The sequence below is a fragment of the Mesorhizobium sp. WSM1497 genome (assembly GCF_001672455.2).
Classification (GTDB): domain Bacteria; phylum Pseudomonadota; class Alphaproteobacteria; order Rhizobiales; family Rhizobiaceae; genus Mesorhizobium; species Mesorhizobium ciceri.
Genome location: NZ_CP021070.1, coordinates 1224590 through 1244134 on the forward strand (window position 1 = coordinate 1224590; position 19545 = coordinate 1244134).

Here is a 19545-nt window from a genome sequence, read left to right on the forward strand (position 1 = left end):
CCAACGATGCTGATCCGGCTCGGCTATGAAATCGCCATCGAATGCGTAGCCGCCACGCCGGTGATTTCAGTGCTCGAGATCCATCGGGACAGGCAGGCTGATATCAAGCGGCAGACGCGGGTGCTGACCTCGCCCGCGGTGCCGACAAGGCTGTACCACGATCTGCATGGCAATGCCTGCCGGCGCTTCACAGCGCCCGCCGGTGGTTTTCGCATCCAGTACGACGCGGTCGTCGAGGACAGCGGCGAGACGGACGAGGTAAACACGCTGGCCAGGGAAGTGCCGGTGGCGGACCTGCCGGACGAAGTTCTCGGTTATCTCCTGGGCAGCCGCTATTGCGAGACGGATCATCTGAGCAGCCTGGCCTGGCAGCTCTTCGGCGACATTCCGTCCGGCTGGGCGCGCGTGCACGCGATCGTCGACTATGTCCACAACCGGCTGTCGTTCGGCTATGGCTATGCGCGCTCGACCCGCACGGCGGCTCAGGCGCATGAGGAACGCGTCGGGGTCTGCCGCGACTTCGCTCATCTGGCGATCACGCTTTGCCGCTGCATGAATATTCCGGCACGCTATGTGAACGGCTATCTCGGTGATATCGGCGTGCCAGCCGATCCGGCACCGATGGACTTTTCGGCGTGGCTGGAAGTGTTCCTCGACGGCAAATGGTACACGTTCGATCCTCGCCACAACACGCCAAGAATCGGCCGCATCGTCATCGCCCGCGGCCGCGACGCCACCGACGTGCCGCTGCTGCATAGTTTCGGCGCCCACCGGCTCAGCCTGTTCAAGGTATGGACCTATGAACAGGAAGGCAATCTGTTCAACCCGCCCTACCACGGTATCGACAGGACCGTCGGCGCACAGATGCTGGCCTAAAGGTATGTCGATTCAGGTGAGGCCGGTCTGCAAATGACGGCTTTCTGAGCTTCCGGTGCTCACGGACCAAATGTCCGCTCCGCTCCGGTTCTCGAAAGCCATCATTTTCGACCTGGCCTTACCTGAATCTCAACACCCCCTTGAGGCGCGGCCAAAAGCGGCCCTGGTTTTCAAACGTGATGGCGCTTTGGTCTTTCGACGGCCGGAGGCGTTGGATCCGATCATTTCGCGCCTTGCAGTCTCGGGACAACTGGCCCGCTTCGGCACACGGACCCTGTCCCGCAACAGGACGTCATCGGGATTCCGTGATTGCTTCGTCTTGAGCATGGTAACCGGCTCGTAAACGCAGCCGCGGCCGCGCTTTTCTGTTTACCAGTCATTCACCTTTGCGGAGCTTGAAGCCGAACAAAAACAATGATTTGGCGGCAAGCGGCCGGCCTTCTGCCAGCCAGCGGCGTCATCCGGCGGGAATCCTGCATTGCCCTGTCCGCGGCGACGAGGCCGAGGCAAATTGAGGCTGTAGGATGCGGAATTACGGGGGTCTTGTTCACGCGGTCGGCGGGTTCGCCAGGGATCGCGGTGGAAATTTCGCAATCCTGTTCGGCCTCAGCGCCTCGGTCTTGGCGCTGGCTGTTGGCTTCTCGGTCAACGTATCGCAGCTCTACAATGCCAGATCGAGCCTCCAAGGCGTCGTCGACGCCGCGGTCACATCGACGGCACGCGACCTAACGACCGGCGCCATCAAGGAAGCCGATGCCAACAAATCGGTGCAGGCCTTTCTCGACGCCAACAGCCAGGCAGGCATTCTGCAGGCCGACCAGATCGTACTCGACAGGCTGATCGTCAACAGGACCGCCAAGACGGTCCAGGCTGACGCCCATGTCGATGTCGGGCTGTATTTCCCGATTTTTGGCACGGGCGACATGAAACGCGTCGCCGCCTCCACGACGGCGCTCTATTCGGACAAGACCGTCGAAGTGGCGATGATGCTCGACATAACGGGGTCGATGGCCAAGCGCGGCAAGGTCGACAAAATCGGCGATCTGAAAACAGCTGCAAAAAACGCCGTCCAGACGATGCTGCAGAAACAGGATCCGCAGAACCCCCGCATCCGCGTCGCGATTGTGCCTTATGCATCTGGCGTCAACGCCGGCAAGCTGGCGGAAAACATCTATGCCGAGAAGCAAGACAGCACTGAGCTCCCACCCATCGCCGGCAGTCCGCTTCTCGTCGCCAAGACAGGCAAAAATCTGCTGCCGTCGTTCAGCGACTACATCTCCATTGTCGGCGCGGCGATGCCACGCCCCGACAATTGCGCCACCGAGCGCAAGGACAAGAACGGCAACGCGGATATGAGCGCCGACGGCCCGGATACTGTCCGCACCGACGGGAACGGCAAGAAATACTATGCCCTGGTCAACCGGGACGATCATCTCGGTGACGGGGACATGAACAGGTGTCCTGATGCGAAAGTGATCCCGCTGACCGCCGATTCCGATGCCTTGCTTGGATCGATCGAGGACTTCCGGGCCAATGGGTTTACGGCCGGCGCGATCGCCATTCAGTGGACCTATTATATGCTGTCGCCGCAATGGCGCACTGCGATCAGGAATGCCGGTCTTGGCAAGGGTGCCTCGGATGCCGATCCGAAGAAGATCGCCAAGGTCGCGATCCTGATGACCGATGGCCAGTTCAATACCGCCTTCGCCGGTGCTGGGGACAGCTACAACAGGCAGGGCAATCTTGCGCGCGGCAACGCGGAAACGCTGTGCGACAACATGAAAAACGACGGCATCGAGATTTTCACCATCGGCTTCGATCTGGACGACAAGGATATGTCGACAACCGAGCGGGACCAGGCAAAGGCGGTGCTGAAGGATTGTTCGTCGAAGGATACCTCCGGCGCCAAGAGGCATTTCTTCGACGTGTCCACCGGAGCCGAATTGGACGACGCCTTTCAGGAAATCATTCGCAACACCGAAAAGGTCGCATTGACCCAGTAGTCTAGTCCGCAAACGGAAAAGGCCGCCGCTTCTTTCGAAGCTGGCGGCCTTCCGTGTTTCCGTCCGTGGCGCGGCCCATGGCGATGACCTATCAGGTCAGCCGCCGCGCATTTCGCGCCTTAACGGGAAGACTGCTTCCCGAAAGTGCAATCCGCTGAGGCCACGTTCTGGAAAACGAAATCACTCGACATCGGATCACCTCCTTTCGATTTGTTGAACACATACTCATGATGGGGTGCATTGCAGCAAAAGACAAGGTGCAGGTCTGAAATTAACCAACGGGCGGGCCTGGTGCGGGCCGGCTTGCGATTGCCAGGCCGACCGGGCAAACTTCTGCCCCTGAGCCAGCATTCGGAGGAATCGCATGGAGGCAGCCGAAAAGGCCGCTCGCATCGTTCGAACGGTGATCGAGACATTGAAGCCGGGTTTTGCGGTCAGGCTGTGGACCGGGGAGCGGATCGGCCCCGCCACTGGTCCGGTGCTCACCATCAACGACCAGGACATCGTCTGGCAGATCGTGAAGCGACCGTCCCTGTCGACGCTGATCGAGATGTGGATTTCCAAAACGATCGACATCGAAGACGGGACGATCTTCGATTTTTATGCCCTGCCGTCGCAAGGCAAGCTCAGAACCAAGCTCAAGTCGCTGCCGAAAATGGCGATCCTGCGCGACCTGCCTTCCGTGCTTTTGGCACGCAAGCAGATGAGCGCGCGGACCGATCTGTCGGGGCGCAATCCCTATGTCAGCGGTTCGAGCCAGGAGGCGATCCAGCATCACTACGATATCTCGAACGCCTTCTATCGGCTCTTTCTCGACGAGCGCATGGTCTATAGCTGCGGCTATTTCAAGGATTTCGCCAATGGCATCGACGAGGCGCAGGTCGACAAGCTCGACCACATCTGCCGCAAGCTCCGGCTGAAACCGGGCGAACGACTGCTCGACATCGGTTGCGGCTGGGGCGCCATGCTGATCCATGCGGCAAAGAACTACGGCGTCGTCGGCCACGGTGTGTCGCTGTCGCAGGCGCAGACCGAGCTGGCCCGCGAACGCATTCGCGCCGAGGGGCTGGAGGACCGCATCACCATCGAGATCAAATCCTATGCCGAACTCACCGGCAGCTTCGACAAGATCTCGTCGATCGGCATGTTCGAACATCTCGGGCTCGCCAACCATGCGACTTATTTCAAGACCATTCATCGCCTGCTGAAGCCGGGCGGCATCTATCTGCACCACGCCATCACCCGACGCAGCAAGGGCGACATCAAGAAGACCTTGCGCAAGGGGCCGGAGTTCAAGGCGCTGCTCAAATATATCTTTCCCGGCGGCGAACTCGACACCATCGGCATGACAACAGGCAATCTCGAGGCGCATGGTTTTCTCGTCTACGATGTCGAGAACCTGCGCGAGCACTATGCCCGCACCTGCAGGCTGTGGGTCGAGCGGCTGCAGGCCCGCTTCGATGAGGCAATCGCCGAGGTGGGCGAGGCCAGGGCGCGGCTATGGCTGCTTTACCTGACGGGCTGTTCAATCACCTTCGAGCGCGCATCGGCACAGATTTTCCAGACCGTCGTGACCAAGCGCGCGCGCGGTCCAAGCGGCCTGCCGCCGACACGGGCGAATCTGTATCGATAGCTTACAGGAAGCGCATCGCGTCGCCGACTTCGACGCGCGCCGGCCTGTCGACCGTGCAATAGACGCCGAGGTTATGGGCGTTGTGACGGACCAGGTTGCGCAGGATCGCCGGATCATGGTCGAAGCCATCCTGGGCGACAATGGTGAAACCGCAGCGGCGGCAGGGTTCCGAGATGGTCAGCAGGAGATCGCCGACGGCAAGCTTGCGGCCGATCCATTCCGTTTCGGGAAACGAGCCTTCGATCGCCGCCATGTCGACAACGATGTTGGGGCGGAAGCGGCGCGGGTCGGCGACCCCTTCCGGGTGCAATGCTTTCAGGCGTGCCAGCGAAGCCGTGGTCAATAGATGAATCGGCGCCTTGCGGTAGCGCTCCGCGGTCAGCGGGCCGGCATAGTCAGGCCCGGTATTCTCGCGGCGAAACGGACGGAGCGAGGCCTCGAAGCCGAGATAGGCCGACACCGCGCGGTCGCTCTCGATGCTTGGCGCGGCCAGCCAGTCGCCCTCGGGAACGGCAATCTCGAGTTCCAGGGTCGGCGACAGCCGGGTGCGGATGCGCGGCACCTTGTGCCATTTCGCGTCGCGGTCCGGTCGTGCGATCTCGTTGTCGGACACGTCGACAAGGCCGAACAGGCGGTCGCCGTCGATGCTCTCGACGTCGACCGAGATTGTTTTCAGGCGCTCGCCGGCAAGCGAACTCGCCGGATAGCGCCAGAGTTCGCTGACAGTGCCCAGCGCGGCCTGCATCAGCTCTTCTTGTTCTGCCGGTTGGCGACCAGATCATCGACGACGGCCGGGTCGGCCAGCGTCGAGGTGTCACCCAGGGCAGAAAAATCGTCCTCGGCGATCTTGCGCAGGATGCGACGCATGATCTTGCCGGAACGCGTCTTCGGCAGGCCCGGCGCGAACTGGATCTTGTCGGGCGAAGCAATGGCGCCGATCTCCTTGCGGACATGGGCAACAAGCTCCTTGCGCAGCTCTTCGGTCGGTTCGGCACCCTTCATCAAGGTGACGTAGCTGTAGATGCCCTGGCCCTTGATGTCGTGGGGATAGCCCACGACTGCGGCCTCGGAAACCTTCTCATGGCTGACCAGCGCCGATTCGACTTCGGCCGTGCCCATGCGGTGGCCGGAGACGTTGATGACGTCGTCGACGCGGCCGGTGATCCAGTAATAGCCGTCGGCGTCGCGGCGGCAGCCGTCACCGGTGAAGTACTTGCCCTTGTAGGTCGAAAAATAGGTCTGCACGAAGCGGTCGTGATCGCCATAGACGGTGCGCATCTGGCCCGGCCAGGAATCTGTGATGCACAGATTGCCGTCGGCCGCACCTTCCAGCACCTTGCCCTCGCCGTCGACCAGCTGCGGCTTGATGCCGAAGAAAGGCCGCGTCGCCGAACCCGCCTTGAGGTCGGTCGCACCTGGCAGCGGCGTGATCAGGATGCCGCCGGTCTCGGTCTGCCACCAGGTGTCGACGATCGGCACCTTGCCGTTGCCGACGACGTTGAAATACCACTCCCAGGCTTCCGGGTTGATCGGCTCGCCGACCGAACCCAGCACGCGCAGCGACTTGCGCGACGTCTTCTTCACGTGCGCATCGCCGGCGCCCATCAGCGCGCGCAACGCCGTGGGCGCGGTGTAGAAGATATTGACCTTGTGCTTGTCGATGACTTCCCAGAAGCGCGACTGCGACGGATAGTTCGGCACGCCTTCGAACATCAGCGTGGTGGCGCCGTTGGCGAGCGGGCCGTAGACGATGTAGCTGTGGCCGGTTACCCAGCCGACATCGGCGGTGCACCAGTAGATGTCGCCGTCATGGTAGTCGAAGACATATTGGTGGGTCATCGAGACGTAGACGAGATAGCCGGCGGTGGTGTGCAGCACGCCCTTCGGCTTGCCGGTCGAACCCGAGGTGTAGAGAATGAACAGCGGGTCCTCGGCCTTCATCTTCTCGGGCTTGCATTCGGCTTTCACCGTCGCGATCTCGTCGTGATACCAGACGTCGCGGCCTGAAACCCAGCCGGTCTTGCCGCCGGTGCGTCGCACGACCACCACCTTTTCGACTTTCGTTCCGGCTTTCGCGGCGATCTCGATCGCCCTGTCGGTGTTTTCCTTCAAAGGGATCGGCTTGCCGCCGCGCGGGCCTTCGTCAGCCGTGATAACGAAGGTCGACTTGCAGTCGTCGATGCGGCCGGCCAGCGCATCCGGCGAGAAACCGCCGAAGACGATCGAATGGACGGCGCCGATGCGCGTGCAGGCCAGCATCGCATAGGCGGCTTCCGGGATCATCGGCATGTAGATGGTAACTCGATCGCCTTTCTTGACGCCGTGTTTCTTCATCACATTGGCGAGCCGGCAGACATGCTCGTAGAGCTCGTTATAGGTGACCTTCTTGTCGTCGTAGGGATTGTCGCCTTCCCAGATGATGGCGGTCTGGTTGCCGCGCTTCTTCAGATGCCGGTCGATGCAGTTGTAGGAAACGTTGGTCAGTCCGTCCTCGAACCATTTGATCGAGACCTTGCCGTCGAAGGAGGTGTTCTTGACCTTGCTGAACGGCTTGAACCAGTCGATGCGCTTGCCGTGCTTGCCCCAGAATTTGTCCGGGTTCTTGACGCTGTCGGCATACCATTTCAGGTAGGTGTCATTGTCGATCAGCGCGTTTTTCTTCCACGCCGGCTGGACGCGATGGACATGAACCTCGGACATTCCTGACTTTCCTCCCGAACCAATCGCCGGCTTGAAATGCCGGCGGGATCGCGGCGACACGGCCGCGAATTCGGCGGCATTATTACCAGTTCCGCCGTTACGGCAACATTAGACGTTGGATTCGCGCGGCGGGATGCCGCAGGGGGCTTCTCCAGGGCTGTCAGCACTCGAAGAGGTGCGCTGCTAACTGCATGTTTTCGCATGCTAAAGCCGGTTCAGATGAAGAAAAAATCAATAGACGGTTAATCAGCGGCGCGCACAATCAGCCGTGGGAGGACAGGCGAATCAACCTGGGGACCGTCATGCGCGACCATGCCGAAATGGACCTGATGCTCAAAGGCTATGGCTTGACCACTGCCAAGATTCTTTATCACTTTCCCGATCACCCGCATCTGCTGCAGAGCTTCATCTGGCAGGACTACGATCTCGCGCCGAAGTTTCCGGTGCTGATCAAGTTCATCGAATTCTGGAAGGCCAAGCTGGACGGGCCGCTGCATTCGATCAGCTACACCCACCAAAAGCTGATCGCGCCGAATGAATGGCGCAAGGTGGATGGGGAGTTTGTGCTGCACTAGGGGCAAGTTTCGCAGCAACGGCTTCTTGAGGTCGGCGTTCTACGACGCCCCCCTCTGTCCTGCCGGACATCTCCCCCTCAAGTGGGCAGATTGGCAGCTCCACCGACAACGCCGCCCTTGTTACGCCTGCGATTGGCGAAAGTCGCCGCGACATCCGATCTCCCCCCTTGAGGGGGAGATGGCCGGCAGGCCAGAGGGGGGCGCTGGCCGCGAACCTTGCGCCATGACGGCCCGATGCGCTCAAACCACCGGCGGGTTCAACCGGGCAAAGCCTTCCTGCCGCCGATACGGGAAGTACGGGTAGGGCGCGGTGACTTCGCTTGCCGCGTCGAGCTGCCTTATCTGCTCCGGCGTCAAGGTCCAGCCGACGGCACCGAGGTTCTGGCGCAACTGCTCCTCGTTGCGGGCGCCGATGATGACCGACGATACGGTCGGGCGCTGCAGCAGCCAGTTGATGGCGATCTGCGGCACGGTCTTGCCGGTTTCCTCGGCCACGACATCGAGGGCATCCATCACTCGATAGAGATGCTCGTCCTCGACCGGCGGACCGAAGCTTGCCGTGTCGTGCAGCCGGCTCTGTTCCGGCAGGAGCTGGCCACGGCGGATCTTGCCGGTCAGGCGGCCCCAGCCAAGCGGGCTCCACACCAATGCACCGACACCCTGGTCGAGGCCGAGCGGCATCAGCTCCCACTCATAGTCGCGGCCGACCAGCGAATAGTAGACCTGATGGGCGACATAGCGCGGATAGCCTTGGCTGTCGGCTTGCGCCAACGACTTCATCACTTGCCATCCGGAGAAGTTGGAGACGCCGACATAGCGCAGCTTGCCGGCACGGATCAGGTTGTCCAGCGTCGACAGCACCTCCTCGATCGGCGTGCCGGCATCGAAGGCGTGTAGCTGCAAAAGGTCGATGTAGTCGGTGCCGAGGCGCCTCAGCGCATCATCCACGGATCTGATCAGCCGCGAACGTGACGAGCCGTAATCGCCCGGCCCATCGCCCATCGGCAGCGCGGTCTTGGTCGAGATCAGCACGGCATCGCGGCGGCCTTTTATCGCGTCGCCAAGCACCTGTTCAGAAGCGCCGTTCGAATAGACGTCGGCCGTGTCGAACAAATTGACACCAGCCTCCAGGCAGATGTCGATCAGCCGCCGCGCTTCCCTGGCGTCGCTGCTGCCCCAGGCGCCGAACAGCGGGCCGGAACCGCCAAAGGTTCCCGCGCCGAATGAGAGTGCGGGCACTTTCAAGCCCGATGCACCGAGACGTCGATAATCCATCTTTTTACTCCTGGTGGTATGAAGGGTGTCGGAAGGGTTTGCCGAGGGTAGTCACGAGCAGATGGAGGCAGGTGCGCCGAGCGCCGGGGTACGATCGAGACGCAGCGCCAGTCCGGCCACGCCGAGCGCCGTGAGCGGCAGCAAGGCGGCGACCCAGGTCAGGGCACCCAGGCCAAGCCCTTGGGCAATCACCGCGCCGCCAAGCCAGGCGCCTGCGGCGTTGCCGAGATTGAAAGCGGCGATGTTGAAGGACGAGGCGAGGCTCTGGCCGGCACCTTGCGCCTTGTCCAGCACCCACATCTGCAGCGGCGCCACGGTAGCAAAGGCGGCGGCACCGAGCAGGCCGACATAGATGACGGCCATCACCTGGCTGTGGATGGCGAAGGTCATCGTTGCGAGCACCAGGGCCAGCACCACGAGGCTGCCCAGCACGGCCGGCACAAGCCAGCGGTCGGCGACCTTGCCGCCAAGCAAATTGCCGGCGATGAGACCGCCGCCGAAGACGAGCAGGATCGGCGACACGGCTGCTTCCTTGAAGCCGCTTATCTCGGTCAGCAACGGAGCGATATAAGTGAAGACGGCGAAGACGCCGGCATAGCCGAGCACGGTGGTGGCGAGGCCGAGCAGGACGGGGGTGCGGCGCAAAACGGCGAGATCGGCGCGCAGGTCGCTCTTTTCGGGCGCCGTCCGGCTGCGTGGCACCAGAGCCAGGATGACGGCGAAGGCGGCCACACCGACCACTGTCACGGCCCAGAAGGTCGCGCGCCAGCCAAAGGCCTGGCCGAGCCAGGTGCCGAAGGGCACGCCGAGGATGTTGGCGATGGTCAGGCCGGTGAACATCAGCGCGATCGCCGAGGCTTGTCTGTTGGGCGCGACCAAGCCGGTGGCGACCACCGAGCCGACGCCGAAGAAGGTGCCGTGGGCAAAGGCGGTGATGATGCGGGCGCCCATCAGCGTCCAGTAGTCGGGCGCCAGCGCGCAGGCGAGATTGCCGAGCGTGAAGATCGCCATCAGCGCCAGAAGCACGGTCTTGCGCGGCCAGTTGCCGGTGGCGATGGTCAGCAACGGCGCGCCGATGACGACGCCAAGCGCATAGCCCGAAATGAGCTGGCCGGCAGCCGAGATCGAAACGCCGAGATCCTTGCTGACATCGAGCAGCAAACCCATAATGACGAATTCGGTGATGCCGATGCCGAAGGCACCGGCGGCGAGGGCGTAGAGAGCAAGAGGCATGGCGGTTTTCCACTTCGATGCGAAGAGCGCCGTCCCGCGCCCCGACCCCTGAGATCGTGCTTCCCTGCATTGTGAACCAGACTTGCCTTGGGCATATTTTCTGTGAAATAGATTCATAAATGGCCAGGCCCGACATCAATCGCTCCGGCGAGATCGAAGTGTTCGTGCGCGTCGTCGAGGAAGGCAGTTTCTCCTCCGCGGCACGCGCGTTGCGCATGACGCCGTCGGCGGTGAGCAAGCTGATCGCGCGGCTGGAGGCCCGGCTTGGCGCGCGGCTGGTCAGCCGCTCGACGCGAAAGCTGCAACTGACGCCGGAAGGCACAGCATTTTACGAGAGCGGCCTGCGCATCCTCGCCGACATGGCGGCAGCCGAGCAGGAGGCAGCGGCGGGTGCTTCACCGCGCGGACGTGTGCGCATTAACAGCTACGTGCCCTTCGGGGTGCATCGGCTGGTCCCGCTTCTGCCTCGGTTCCTGGAACGCTACCCCGAGATTTCGGTCGATCTGGTGCTGACCGACAGCGTCGTCGACCTGATGGCGGAGCGCGCCGATGTTGCCATCCGTGCCGGGCCATTGAGTGGGTCACGGCTGGTGGCGCGCAAGCTCGGGCAAAGCCCGGTGGTCGTTGTTGCAGCACCTTCTTACCTCGATACGCACGGCATACCGCTGACGCCAGCCGATCTCGACAGGCACAACCGCATGGGCTTCGGCTTCGTCAGGCACCTCGATGGCTGGCCGTTCCTCGACGCGGAAGGCCGCGCCATCATGATTCCGATCACCGGCAACACGCTGGTCAGCGATGGTGAGGCGATGCGGCTCATGGCACTGGCGGGCGTGGGCATCGCCCGGCTGGCGCGCTGGCATGTGGCGGAAGACATAGCGGCCGGCAGACTGGTGCCGCTGTTGGAGGCATTCAATCCGGGTGACGAGGAGCCGACCCACGCCGTCTATGTCGGTCAGGGCCGGCATCTGCCGGCGCGAGTGCGCGCCTTTCTCGATTTTCTGGGCGAGAGCGTCCGGCTGACCTGACATCTCCGGAGCCACGGCTCCCGAGATGTCAGCGTGGGCTGTATTTATGTTTTCGGCGTGAACGCCGCCGGGCGGCGGCCCGCTGCCTGACGCTCCAGCATCCAGCCTGGATATTCGGACGGCAGCGCGCTGACCTCGTCGAGGCGGGCGAGATCGACGGTGTCGAGCTTCACTTCAGTCGCTGCGAGGTTCTGTTCAAGCTGGTCCATGCGGCTGGCGCCGATGATGATGCTCATCACGAAGGGCTTGGCCAGGACATAGCCGAGCGCCACCGTGGCGACGCTCACATCATGTTTTTTTGCGATGTCGCGCATGACGGCAACGGCCGCCCAGGCGCGGTCCTCATTGACCGGCGGGAAGTTGAAGGACGCGCGGCGGCCTTCGCCATTGCCGGGTGCGCCGGGACCATATTTGCCGGAGAGCAGGCCACCGGCCATCGGCGACCACACCATCAGGCCGAGCTTCTCCTCATTGAGCAGCGGCACGATCTCGCGCTCGAGATCGCGGCCGGCGATCGAATAGTAGGACTGCACGGTCTCGAAACGGGCAAAGCCCTTGCGCTCGGCGATGCCAAGCGCCTTGGCGATGCGCCATGCCGCCCAGTTCGAGACCCCGACATAGCGGACCTTGCCGCTGGCAACGAGATCGTCGAGCGCCCGCAGCGTTTCGTCGATCGGCGTCACGGTGTCGGTGCCGTGCAACTGATAGAGATCGATATGGTCGAGTTGCAACCGCTCCAAGCTGGCATCGACCGAATCCATGATGTGGCCGCGTGACGAGCCGCGCTGGTTGGGGCCTTCACCCATGGCGCCATGCGCCTTGGTGGCGATGACCACATTCTGCCTGTTGACCTTGAGATCCCTGAGCGACTGGCCGAGCAACCGTTCGGATTCGCCAAAGGAGTAGACGTCGGCCGTATCGAAGAAATTGACGCCGGCGGCAAGCGAATGGGCAACGATCTCGTTGACGCCCTTCTGGTCGAGGCTGGCGATCAGGCCCCATTGGGCATTCTGACCGGCGGCGCCGAAGGTCATGGTGCCGAGGCACAGTTCGGAGACGAACATCCCCGTATTTCCAAGCTGGTTGTAGCGCATGGTGGCGGCTCCAGAGAGTTTGTGATGACGCAAAGCAAATAGGAACGGTACGTTTCGTTTCCAGTCCTGGAGCAACGAGCCTGTCGGATTGGCCCAAAGGCCGTTGCGTCTCAGCGAGTGCCGAAGATCGCCGAGCCCACCCGCACGCTGGTGGCGCCGAAGGCGATCGCCGTTTCGTAGTCGCCGGACATGCCCATCGAGAGTTTGGCGACGTCGGCTTCCTTGCTAAGCTTCTCCAGCAGCGCGAAGTGGGGACCGGGGTTCTCATCGGCCGGCGGGATGCACATCAGGCCTTCGATGGCGAGGCCATGCACCTCGCGGCAGCGGGCGACGAAGGCCACGGCGTCGCGGGGCTCGATGCCGGCCTTCTGCGGCTCGGAGCCGGTGTTGACCTGGACATAGAGTTTTGGCGCGCGGCCCTGTTTGGCGATCTCCTTGGCGAGTTCGGCGGCGATCTTCTCGCGATCGACCGTCTCGATGACGTCGAACAGTGCTACCGCTTCCCTAGCCTTGTTGGATTGCAGCGGGCCGATCAGATGCAGTTCGATGTCGGGAAATGCGTCCTTCAGATCAGGCCATTTGGCTTGCGCCTCCTGCACCCGGTTCTCGCCGAAGACGCGCTGGCCGGCTTCGATGACCGGGCCGATGTCGGCGGCATCAAAGGTCTTTGAGACCGCGACCAGGGTCACGGCGCCGGCTTCGCGGCCGGCCTCGCGTTCGGCGGCGGCGATCTTCGCCTTGACCGCGAAAAATTGCTGAACGGCGTCACCCATATGCAAATCCTGCTGTTTTGACCGGCGTTTTTGTCAGACGCGGTACCCATATGGTTGACGGGTTTGCCAAACCATGGTGAACACCCGGACCACATTCCCTGAACTGCCGAGCCATCGCCCGCAGTTCGCGCATGCTTTTAAGTGAAAAACGTCCCATGGCAACCGAACGATACAATCCGCGCGCGTCAGAGCCCAAATGGCAGAAGGCCTGGGACGCCAAGAAGCTGTTCGAAGCGCACAATGACGATCCGCGCCCGAAATACTACGTGCTGGAGATGTTCCCCTATCCGTCGGGGCGCATCCATATCGGTCATACCCGCAATTACACGATGGGCGACGTGGTGGCGCGCTACAAGCGGGCCAAGGGCTTCAACGTGCTGCACCCGATGGGCTGGGACGCCTTCGGCATGCCGGCCGAAAACGCGGCGATGCAGAACAAGGTCCACCCCAAGGAGTGGACCTACCAGAACATCGCCACCATGCGCGAGCAGCTCAAGGTCATGGGGCTGTCGCTGGACTGGGCGCGCGAATTCGCCACCTGCGACGTCGATTACTACCACCGCCAGCAGATGCTGTTCCTCGACTTTGTCGAGAAGGGGCTGGTGACGCGCAAATCCTCCAAGGTCAACTGGGATCCGGAGGACATGACGGTGCTTGCCAACGAGCAGGTCATCGACGGGCGCGGCTGGCGCTCGGGCGCGCTGGTCGAACAGCGCGAACTGACGCAGTGGTTCTTCAGGATCACCGATTTCGCCCAGGATCTGCTGGATTCGCTCGAAGGCCTCGACGAATGGCCGGAAAAAGTGAAGCTGATGCAGCAGAACTGGATCGGCCGCTCGGAAGGCCTGCTGATCCGTTGGCCTCTGGCCGACGCCTCCGATGGCGAGCATGAGCTGGAAGTCTATACGACAAGGCCCGACACCATCTTCGGCGCTTCCTTCATGGCTGTCGCCGCCGATCATCCGTTGGCCAAGAAGGCCGCTGCGCACAATCCGGCGCTGGCGAAGTTCATCGAGGATATCAGCCATATGGGCACCTCGGTCGCGGCGCTGGAGACAGCTGAGAAGAAGGGTTTTGACACCGGCCTCCGCGTCGTCCATCCGTTTGACGACAACTGGACGCTGCCTGTCTATGTCGCCAATTTCGTTTTGATGGAATACGGCACCGGCGCCATTTTCGGCTGCCCGTCCGGCGACCAGCGCGACCTCGACTTCGCCAACAAATACGGCCTGCCGGTGATTCCGGTGGTGATGCCGGAAGGCGAGAATCCGGCGACGTTCCAGATCATCGATGAAGCCTATGTCGATGAGGGCGTGATGATCAATTCGCGCTTTCTCAACGGCATGAAGCCGGATCAGGCTTTCGACGAAGTCGCCAAACTGCTGGAGCAAAAGACGATCGGCAACCGGCCGATGGCCGAGCGCAAGGTGAATTTCCGCCTGCGCGACTGGGGCATTTCGCGCCAGCGCTACTGGGGCTGCCCTATCCCGATGATCCATTGCGAGGCTTGCGGCGTGGTGCCGGTGCCGAAGGCGGACCTGCCGGTGAAGCTGCCCGACGATGTCGATTTCGACCGCCCGGGCAATCCGCTCGACCGTCATCCGACATGGCGGCATGTGAAATGTCCGCAATGCGGCAGGGATGCGCGGCGCGAAACCGACACGATGGACACGTTCGTCGATTCGTCGTGGTATTTTGCCCGCTTCACCGCGCCGTGGGCACATGAACCGACCGATCCCAAGGCGGCCAACGAATGGCTGCCGGTCGACCAGTATATTGGCGGCATCGAGCACGCGATCCTGCATCTGCTCTATTCGCGCTTCTTCACCCGCGCCATGCGGGAGGCCGGCCATGTCGATCTGGCCGAGCCGTTCAAGGGCCTGTTCACGCAAGGCATGGTGGTGCACGAAACCTATCGCGTTGGCTCGGCATCGAACGGCCGCTGGCTGGCGCCCACCGAAGTTCGGCTGGAGGACGTCGACGGCAAGCGCAGCGCCATCGAGATCGCCACCGGCGAGACCGTCTCCATCGGCCCGCTGGAAAAGATGTCGAAGTCGAAGAAGAACACGGTGAGCCCGGAAGACATCACCGATGGCTACGGCGCCGATACGGCGCGCTGGTTCATGCTGTCGGATTCGCCTCCCGAGCGCGATGTCGAGTGGACCGACGATGGCGCCGCCGGCGCGCATCGCTTCATCCAGCGCATCTGGCGCCTGGTGTCGACGGCGGCCGAAACACTGGCCGGCATCAAGCCCGTGGCGGCCAGCAGCGGCGAGGCCGCGGTGGTTTCCAAGGCCGCGCACAAGATCCTCAAGGCGGTCGGAGAGGATATCGAGAAGCTCGCTTTCAACCGCGCCATCGCCCGCATCTACGAACTGGCCAACGTGCTGACCACGCCGCTTAACGAGGTGGCCGAAGGCAAGGCCGATGCAACGCTGAAAGGCGCCTGCCGGCAGGCGGTGGAGATTCTCGTGCATCTGATCGCGCCGGTCATGCCGCATCTGGCCGAGGAGTGCTGGGCAACGCTCGGCGGCACCGATCTCGTTGCCGAACGGCCCTGGCCGGTCTTCGATCCGGCGCTGGTCGTCGACAACGAAGTCACCTATCCGGTACAGGTCAACGGCAAGAAGCGGGGGGATTTGACAATTGCCCGCGACGCGGACCAAGGTGCGGTCGAAAAAGCGGTATTGGCTCTCGACTTCGTGCAGAAAGCACTCGAAGGGAAGGCTCCGCGCAAGGTGATCATCGTGCCGCAGAGGATCGTCAATGTCGTTGCCTGATCGGGAAAAGACAGAGTTGAGCCATTTGCTGCGCCGCATGGCGCTTGCCGGCCTGATAGGTTCGCTCGCGCTTGTCTCGGCCTGCACGGTGCGGCCGCTCTATTCGAGCGCGCCACTGTCGGGTTCGCAGGCCAGTGCCAGTGCCGAACTGGCGTTGATCGGCATCAAGCCGGTCAATACGCGTTACGGCCAACAGGTGCGCAACAATCTCATTTTCGGGTTTGGACGAGGCGCCGGCGAGCCGGCCTCGCCGGCCTATTCGCTCAATCTCGGCGTGACCGAAGCGGTCGAGTCCGCGGCACTTGTGCAGGTCGGAACCGACGAAGACGAGCCGACCGCCGGTTCCGTGACGCTGACCGGCAGCTATACGCTGGCCGATGCGAAGACCGGCGTGGTGATCGCATCCGGCAAGCGTTCGATCACCTCGTCCTTCGACAGGCCGCGTCAGGAATTCGCCGCATACCGGGCGCAGATCGACGCCGAGAATCGCGCGGCGCGAGAGTTGGCGGAAGCGCTGCAGCTGTCCATTGCCCAGGACCTTGTCCGGCACGGCAAGACCGGCTAGCGCACCTCATCTGCTTCACGAAAACGGTCTGGCGCCCCAGGCATGACGGGATGATCGTGGGATCATGACCAGATTCCCGAACAGAGCCAGATTCTGAACAGAGATTGGCCGAAGAGACCCATCGGCCTGCTATGGCACAGCGAGTAGATCGCGCCACCGCGGTGGGTGCGGCGAGGCGACGATCGTGCCGCGTCGCTCGCGAAGATTTTGGCGCTCAGGATCGTAGGCGACCCATCCGGGAAGCAACTGTTAACCACTCGCTCCCTATTGCTCGGCAGACATTTCACAGTGAGTCTTGAGAATGGAAGCCAAGCGTTTTTCCCGGGTCAATTTGTCGACGGCCGCACCGCCTGATGATCCCGAGGGGAAGCGCTTCGAGAGCATCGGCGACAGGGGTGATCAGCGAAGTTCTTCCGCCGCAGGCGCCCTTGATCGTATGGCTCGCAAGGAGCCGGACGGTCGGCAGCCCGCCACACGCCAGGCCGGCTATTCCGCGCCTATGGTCGATCTCGGCGGCAACAAGCGGCCCTATATGGAGCCGCGGAGTGGCTCGGACGACACGCCTTCGAAAATCGGCGATATCGAGAGCCCTGCCTGGCAGGAATATTTCTTCCTTGCACCCAACGTGCGTTTTACACGCACGCCGGATTATGAGGCCAGGAAGCATCATCCGCAGCACGAGCGTGTCGTCGAACACGGCGCGACGCGCCCGGCACAGCAAGCCGTTGCGCAACCCATGGTCGGCAGGGCGTCCTCCGCGCCCTCGCTCCTGGCATTGCCGGCGTCGGTGAAAAGCCCTGCCTCCCAGCCGCAGACCGGGCACGCCACGCAAGGGCCACTGCCGCCGGCTGCTGCTTTTGTCCCGCCCGTGCGCGCCAGGGAGAGGGTGCCAGCCGTTGCGCCGGTGCCGCCGAGGACGGTCGCAACGGGACGGGCATCCGCGCGTGCGTCCGTTGCTCCGGGCGCCCCGATCAAAACCGAAAGGCTGCGCTGGCCATATCTTTCGGATCATGCCTTCTTCGAGGCTATGGCACCCTATCTGGTCGACGTTTCGCCGCCGGCCCGGCAAACCGGTTCAGCGTCGCCTGCGCCGCTCGCCGCAGCGCCAGTCACCACTATGCCGATCGACATCCGTCCGACGACAGGGACCGATGCCACCGCCTTGTTTCGTGTCATCGACTGCCTGCCGGGCCAGGCCTTGAAGCCGTTGCCGGATGTTTGGCCGGCCAATTCGAACCAGGCCGTCGCCCAACCTGACGTGCCGGCGAGCAATGCGCCGTCGCCGGTCCAGCCTGTCGCAATTCCAGCCGCCAAAAGCGTCGCCGTTTCCGCGCCGGCCGCGCCAAATGCGAACGTCCCTGCCAAGGCCGTTGGCGCCCGCTCTGCACGCTTGCCTGGGGCTGGAAAGGTGGTGCTGTCAACCGCGGGCGATCCCTACGAGCTTCCCTCGGAAGAGCTGTTGCAGCAGCCACCGGAGGGACAAGGTTTCTACATGTCGCAGGAGCGGCTCGAGCAGAACGCGGATCTGCTGGAAAGCGTGCTCGAAGACTTCGGCGTGCGTGGCGAGATCATTCATGTTCGTCCCGGCCCGGTCGTCACGCTCTATGAGTTCGAACCGGCGCCGGGCGTCAAATCTTCTCGCGTCATCGGGCTTGCCGACGATATCGCCCGCTCCATGTCGGCGATTTCGGCGCGCGTCGCCGTCGTGCCCGGCCGCAACGTCATCGGCATCGAGCTCCCGAACGAGATGCGCGAAACCGTCTATTTCCGGGAGCTGATCGAATCGGAGGGCTTCCGCAAGACGAGCTGCAAGCTGGCGCTGTGTCTCGGCAAGACGATCGGCGGCGAGCCTGTCATTGCCGAGCTGGCGAAGATGCCGCATTTGCTCGTTGCAGGAACCACCGGCTCCGGCAAGTCGGTTGCCATAAACACCATGATCCTGTCGTTGCTCTATCGGCTGAAGCCGGAAGAATGCCGGCTGATCATGGTCGATCCCAAGATGCTCGAGCTGTCCGTCTATGACGGCATTCCGCATCTGCTGACGCCCGTCGTCACCGATCCCAAAAAAGCCGTCACCGCGCTGAAATGGGCGGTGCGCGAGATGGAGGACCGGTATCGCAAGATGGCCAGGCTCGGCGTGCGCAACATCGATGGCTACAACGAGCGCGCCGCCGCTGCCCGCGACAAGGGCGAAACCGTGGTCATGACGGTGCAGACCGGCTTCGAAAAGGGCACCGGCGAGCCGCTTTTCGAACAGCAGGAATCGACCTCGCGCCGATGCCCTACATCGTCGTCATCGTCGACGAGATGGCCGACCTGATGATGGTCGCCGGCAAGGAGATCGAAGGCGCGATCCAACGTCTGGCGCAGATGGCACGCGCTGCCGGTATTCACCTGATCATGGCAACGCAGCGCCCCTCGGTCGACGTCATCACGGGTACGATCAAGGCCAATTTCCCAACCCGGATTTCCTTCCAGGTGACATCCAAGATCGACAGCCGCACCATCCTGGGCGAGCAGGGCGCCGAGCAGCTGCTTGGCCAGGGCGACATGCTGCACATGATGGGTGGGGGACGCATTTCCCGCGTGCACGGTCCCTTTGTCTCCGACGCGGAGGTCGAGCATGTGGTCGCGCATCTGAAGGCACAGGGCCGCCCCGAATATCTGGAAACCGTGACCGCCGACGAGGATGAGGAAGAAATCGACGAGGACCAGGGCGCGGTCTTCGACAAGGGATCCGTTGCAGCCGAAGACAGCGATGCCATCTACGACGAGGCGGTCAAGGTGGTGGTGCGCGACAAGAAGTGCTCGACCTCCTACATACAGCGCCGTCTCGGCATAGGCTACAACCGCGCCGCGTCGCTGGTCGAGCGTATGGAAAAGGAAGGCTTGGTCGGCACACCCAACCATGTCGGCAAACGCGAAATCATCATGGGCCGGCGCCAGCCGGCGAGCCCGCCCGAGGATGACGGGGCGGCTTGAGCGGCAGTCTGCTTGGAGCGCACATGAA

The 19545-nt window shown here is 62.7% G+C and carries 13 protein-coding genes and 1 pseudogene; 8 read left to right on the forward strand and 6 right to left on the reverse strand.

Translation table 11 applies throughout. The features are described 5' to 3' along the window. Nucleotides 1-6 precede the first annotated feature (6 nt). The 3 genes from A9K65_RS05990 to A9K65_RS06000 all read left to right on the forward strand — a co-directional run bounded on the left by A9K65_RS05990 (nucleotide 7) and on the right by A9K65_RS06000 (nucleotide 4512). Nucleotides 7-876, forward strand: a complete 870-nt coding sequence (locus A9K65_RS05990; protein WP_064995954.1) for a transglutaminase family protein — start codon at nucleotides 7-9, stop codon at nucleotides 874-876. Nucleotides 877-1400: 524 nt separating this feature from the next. Further along, complete coding sequence (locus A9K65_RS05995) at nucleotides 1401-2879, forward strand: pilus assembly protein (protein WP_064995952.1); 1479 nt, start codon at nucleotides 1401-1403, stop codon at nucleotides 2877-2879. 364 nt (nucleotides 2880-3243) lie between these two features. Next, on the forward strand, nucleotides 3244-4512 hold the full coding sequence (locus A9K65_RS06000) for a cyclopropane-fatty-acyl-phospholipid synthase family protein (RefSeq protein ID WP_064995951.1): 1269 nt from the start codon (nucleotides 3244-3246) through the stop codon (nucleotides 4510-4512). A 1-nt stretch (nucleotide 4513) separates the two neighbouring features. Here the strand turns inward: A9K65_RS06000 and A9K65_RS06005 are convergent, their stop codons facing one another. Both A9K65_RS06005 and acs read right to left on the reverse strand, forming a co-directional pair. Further along, nucleotides 4514-5257 carry an MOSC domain-containing protein gene (locus A9K65_RS06005; protein ID WP_024504213.1) on the reverse strand — a complete coding sequence of 248 codons (744 nt, stop codon included), beginning with the start codon at nucleotides 5255-5257 and terminating at the stop codon, nucleotides 4514-4516. Then, nucleotides 5257-7212, reverse strand: a complete 1956-nt coding sequence (gene acs, locus A9K65_RS06010) for an acetate--CoA ligase (RefSeq protein WP_064995950.1) — start codon at nucleotides 7210-7212, stop codon at nucleotides 5257-5259. The genes A9K65_RS06005 and acs overlap by 1 nt, the downstream gene beginning before the upstream one ends. 302 nt (nucleotides 7213-7514) lie before the next feature. On the opposite strand from acs, the gene A9K65_RS06015 reads away from it, so the two are divergent. Continuing rightward, a complete protein-coding gene (locus A9K65_RS06015) occupies nucleotides 7515-7787 on the forward strand; it encodes an usg protein (protein ID WP_013529022.1) in 273 nt (90 codons plus the stop codon). Between the two features lie 240 nt (nucleotides 7788-8027). Here A9K65_RS06015 and A9K65_RS06025 read toward each other — a convergent pair whose 3' ends face one another. Together A9K65_RS06025 and A9K65_RS06030 are read right to left on the reverse strand one after the other, a co-directional pair. Then, on the reverse strand, nucleotides 8028-9062 hold the full coding sequence (locus A9K65_RS06025; RefSeq protein ID WP_064995949.1) for an aldo/keto reductase: 1035 nt from the start codon (nucleotides 9060-9062) through the stop codon (nucleotides 8028-8030). Nucleotides 9063-9113: 51 nt separating this feature from the next. Beyond that, nucleotides 9114-10295, reverse strand: coding sequence for an MFS transporter (locus tag A9K65_RS06030; protein ID WP_064995948.1), 1182 nt, complete (start codon nucleotides 10293-10295; stop codon nucleotides 9114-9116). A gap of 119 nt (nucleotides 10296-10414) precedes the next feature. On the opposite strand from A9K65_RS06030, the gene A9K65_RS06035 reads away from it, so the two are divergent. Then, nucleotides 10415-11323, forward strand: coding sequence for a LysR substrate-binding domain-containing protein (locus A9K65_RS06035; RefSeq protein ID WP_064995947.1), 909 nt, complete (start codon nucleotides 10415-10417; stop codon nucleotides 11321-11323). A 44-nt stretch (nucleotides 11324-11367) separates the two neighbouring features. On the opposite strand, the gene A9K65_RS06040 is transcribed toward A9K65_RS06035, so the two are convergent. Together A9K65_RS06040 and A9K65_RS06045 are read right to left on the reverse strand one after the other, a co-directional pair. Then, nucleotides 11368-12417, reverse strand: coding sequence for an aldo/keto reductase (locus A9K65_RS06040; RefSeq protein ID WP_064995946.1), 1050 nt, complete (start codon nucleotides 12415-12417; stop codon nucleotides 11368-11370). 110 nt (nucleotides 12418-12527) lie between these two features. Further along, the gene (locus tag A9K65_RS06045) at nucleotides 12528-13190 is read right to left on the reverse strand and encodes a YggS family pyridoxal phosphate-dependent enzyme (protein WP_063173292.1); all 663 of its coding nucleotides are present in this window, start codon (nucleotides 13188-13190) and stop codon (nucleotides 12528-12530) included. Between the two features lie 155 nt (nucleotides 13191-13345). Here A9K65_RS06045 and leuS point away from each other — a divergent pair, with 155 nt between their 5' ends. The 3 genes and pseudogenes from leuS (at nucleotide 13346) to A9K65_RS36460 (ending at nucleotide 19517) form a co-directional block, all read left to right on the forward strand. Further along, complete coding sequence (gene leuS / locus A9K65_RS06050) at nucleotides 13346-15970, forward strand: leucine--tRNA ligase (protein ID WP_064995945.1); 2625 nt, start codon at nucleotides 13346-13348, stop codon at nucleotides 15968-15970. Then, nucleotides 15957-16535, forward strand: coding sequence for an LPS assembly lipoprotein LptE (gene lptE / locus A9K65_RS06055; protein WP_013529029.1), 579 nt, complete (start codon nucleotides 15957-15959; stop codon nucleotides 16533-16535). The genes leuS and lptE overlap by 14 nt, the downstream gene beginning before the upstream one ends. A gap of 301 nt (nucleotides 16536-16836) precedes the next feature. Further along, nucleotides 16837-19517: pseudogene (locus A9K65_RS36460) on the forward strand (DNA translocase FtsK). Nucleotides 19518-19545 lie beyond the last annotated feature (28 nt).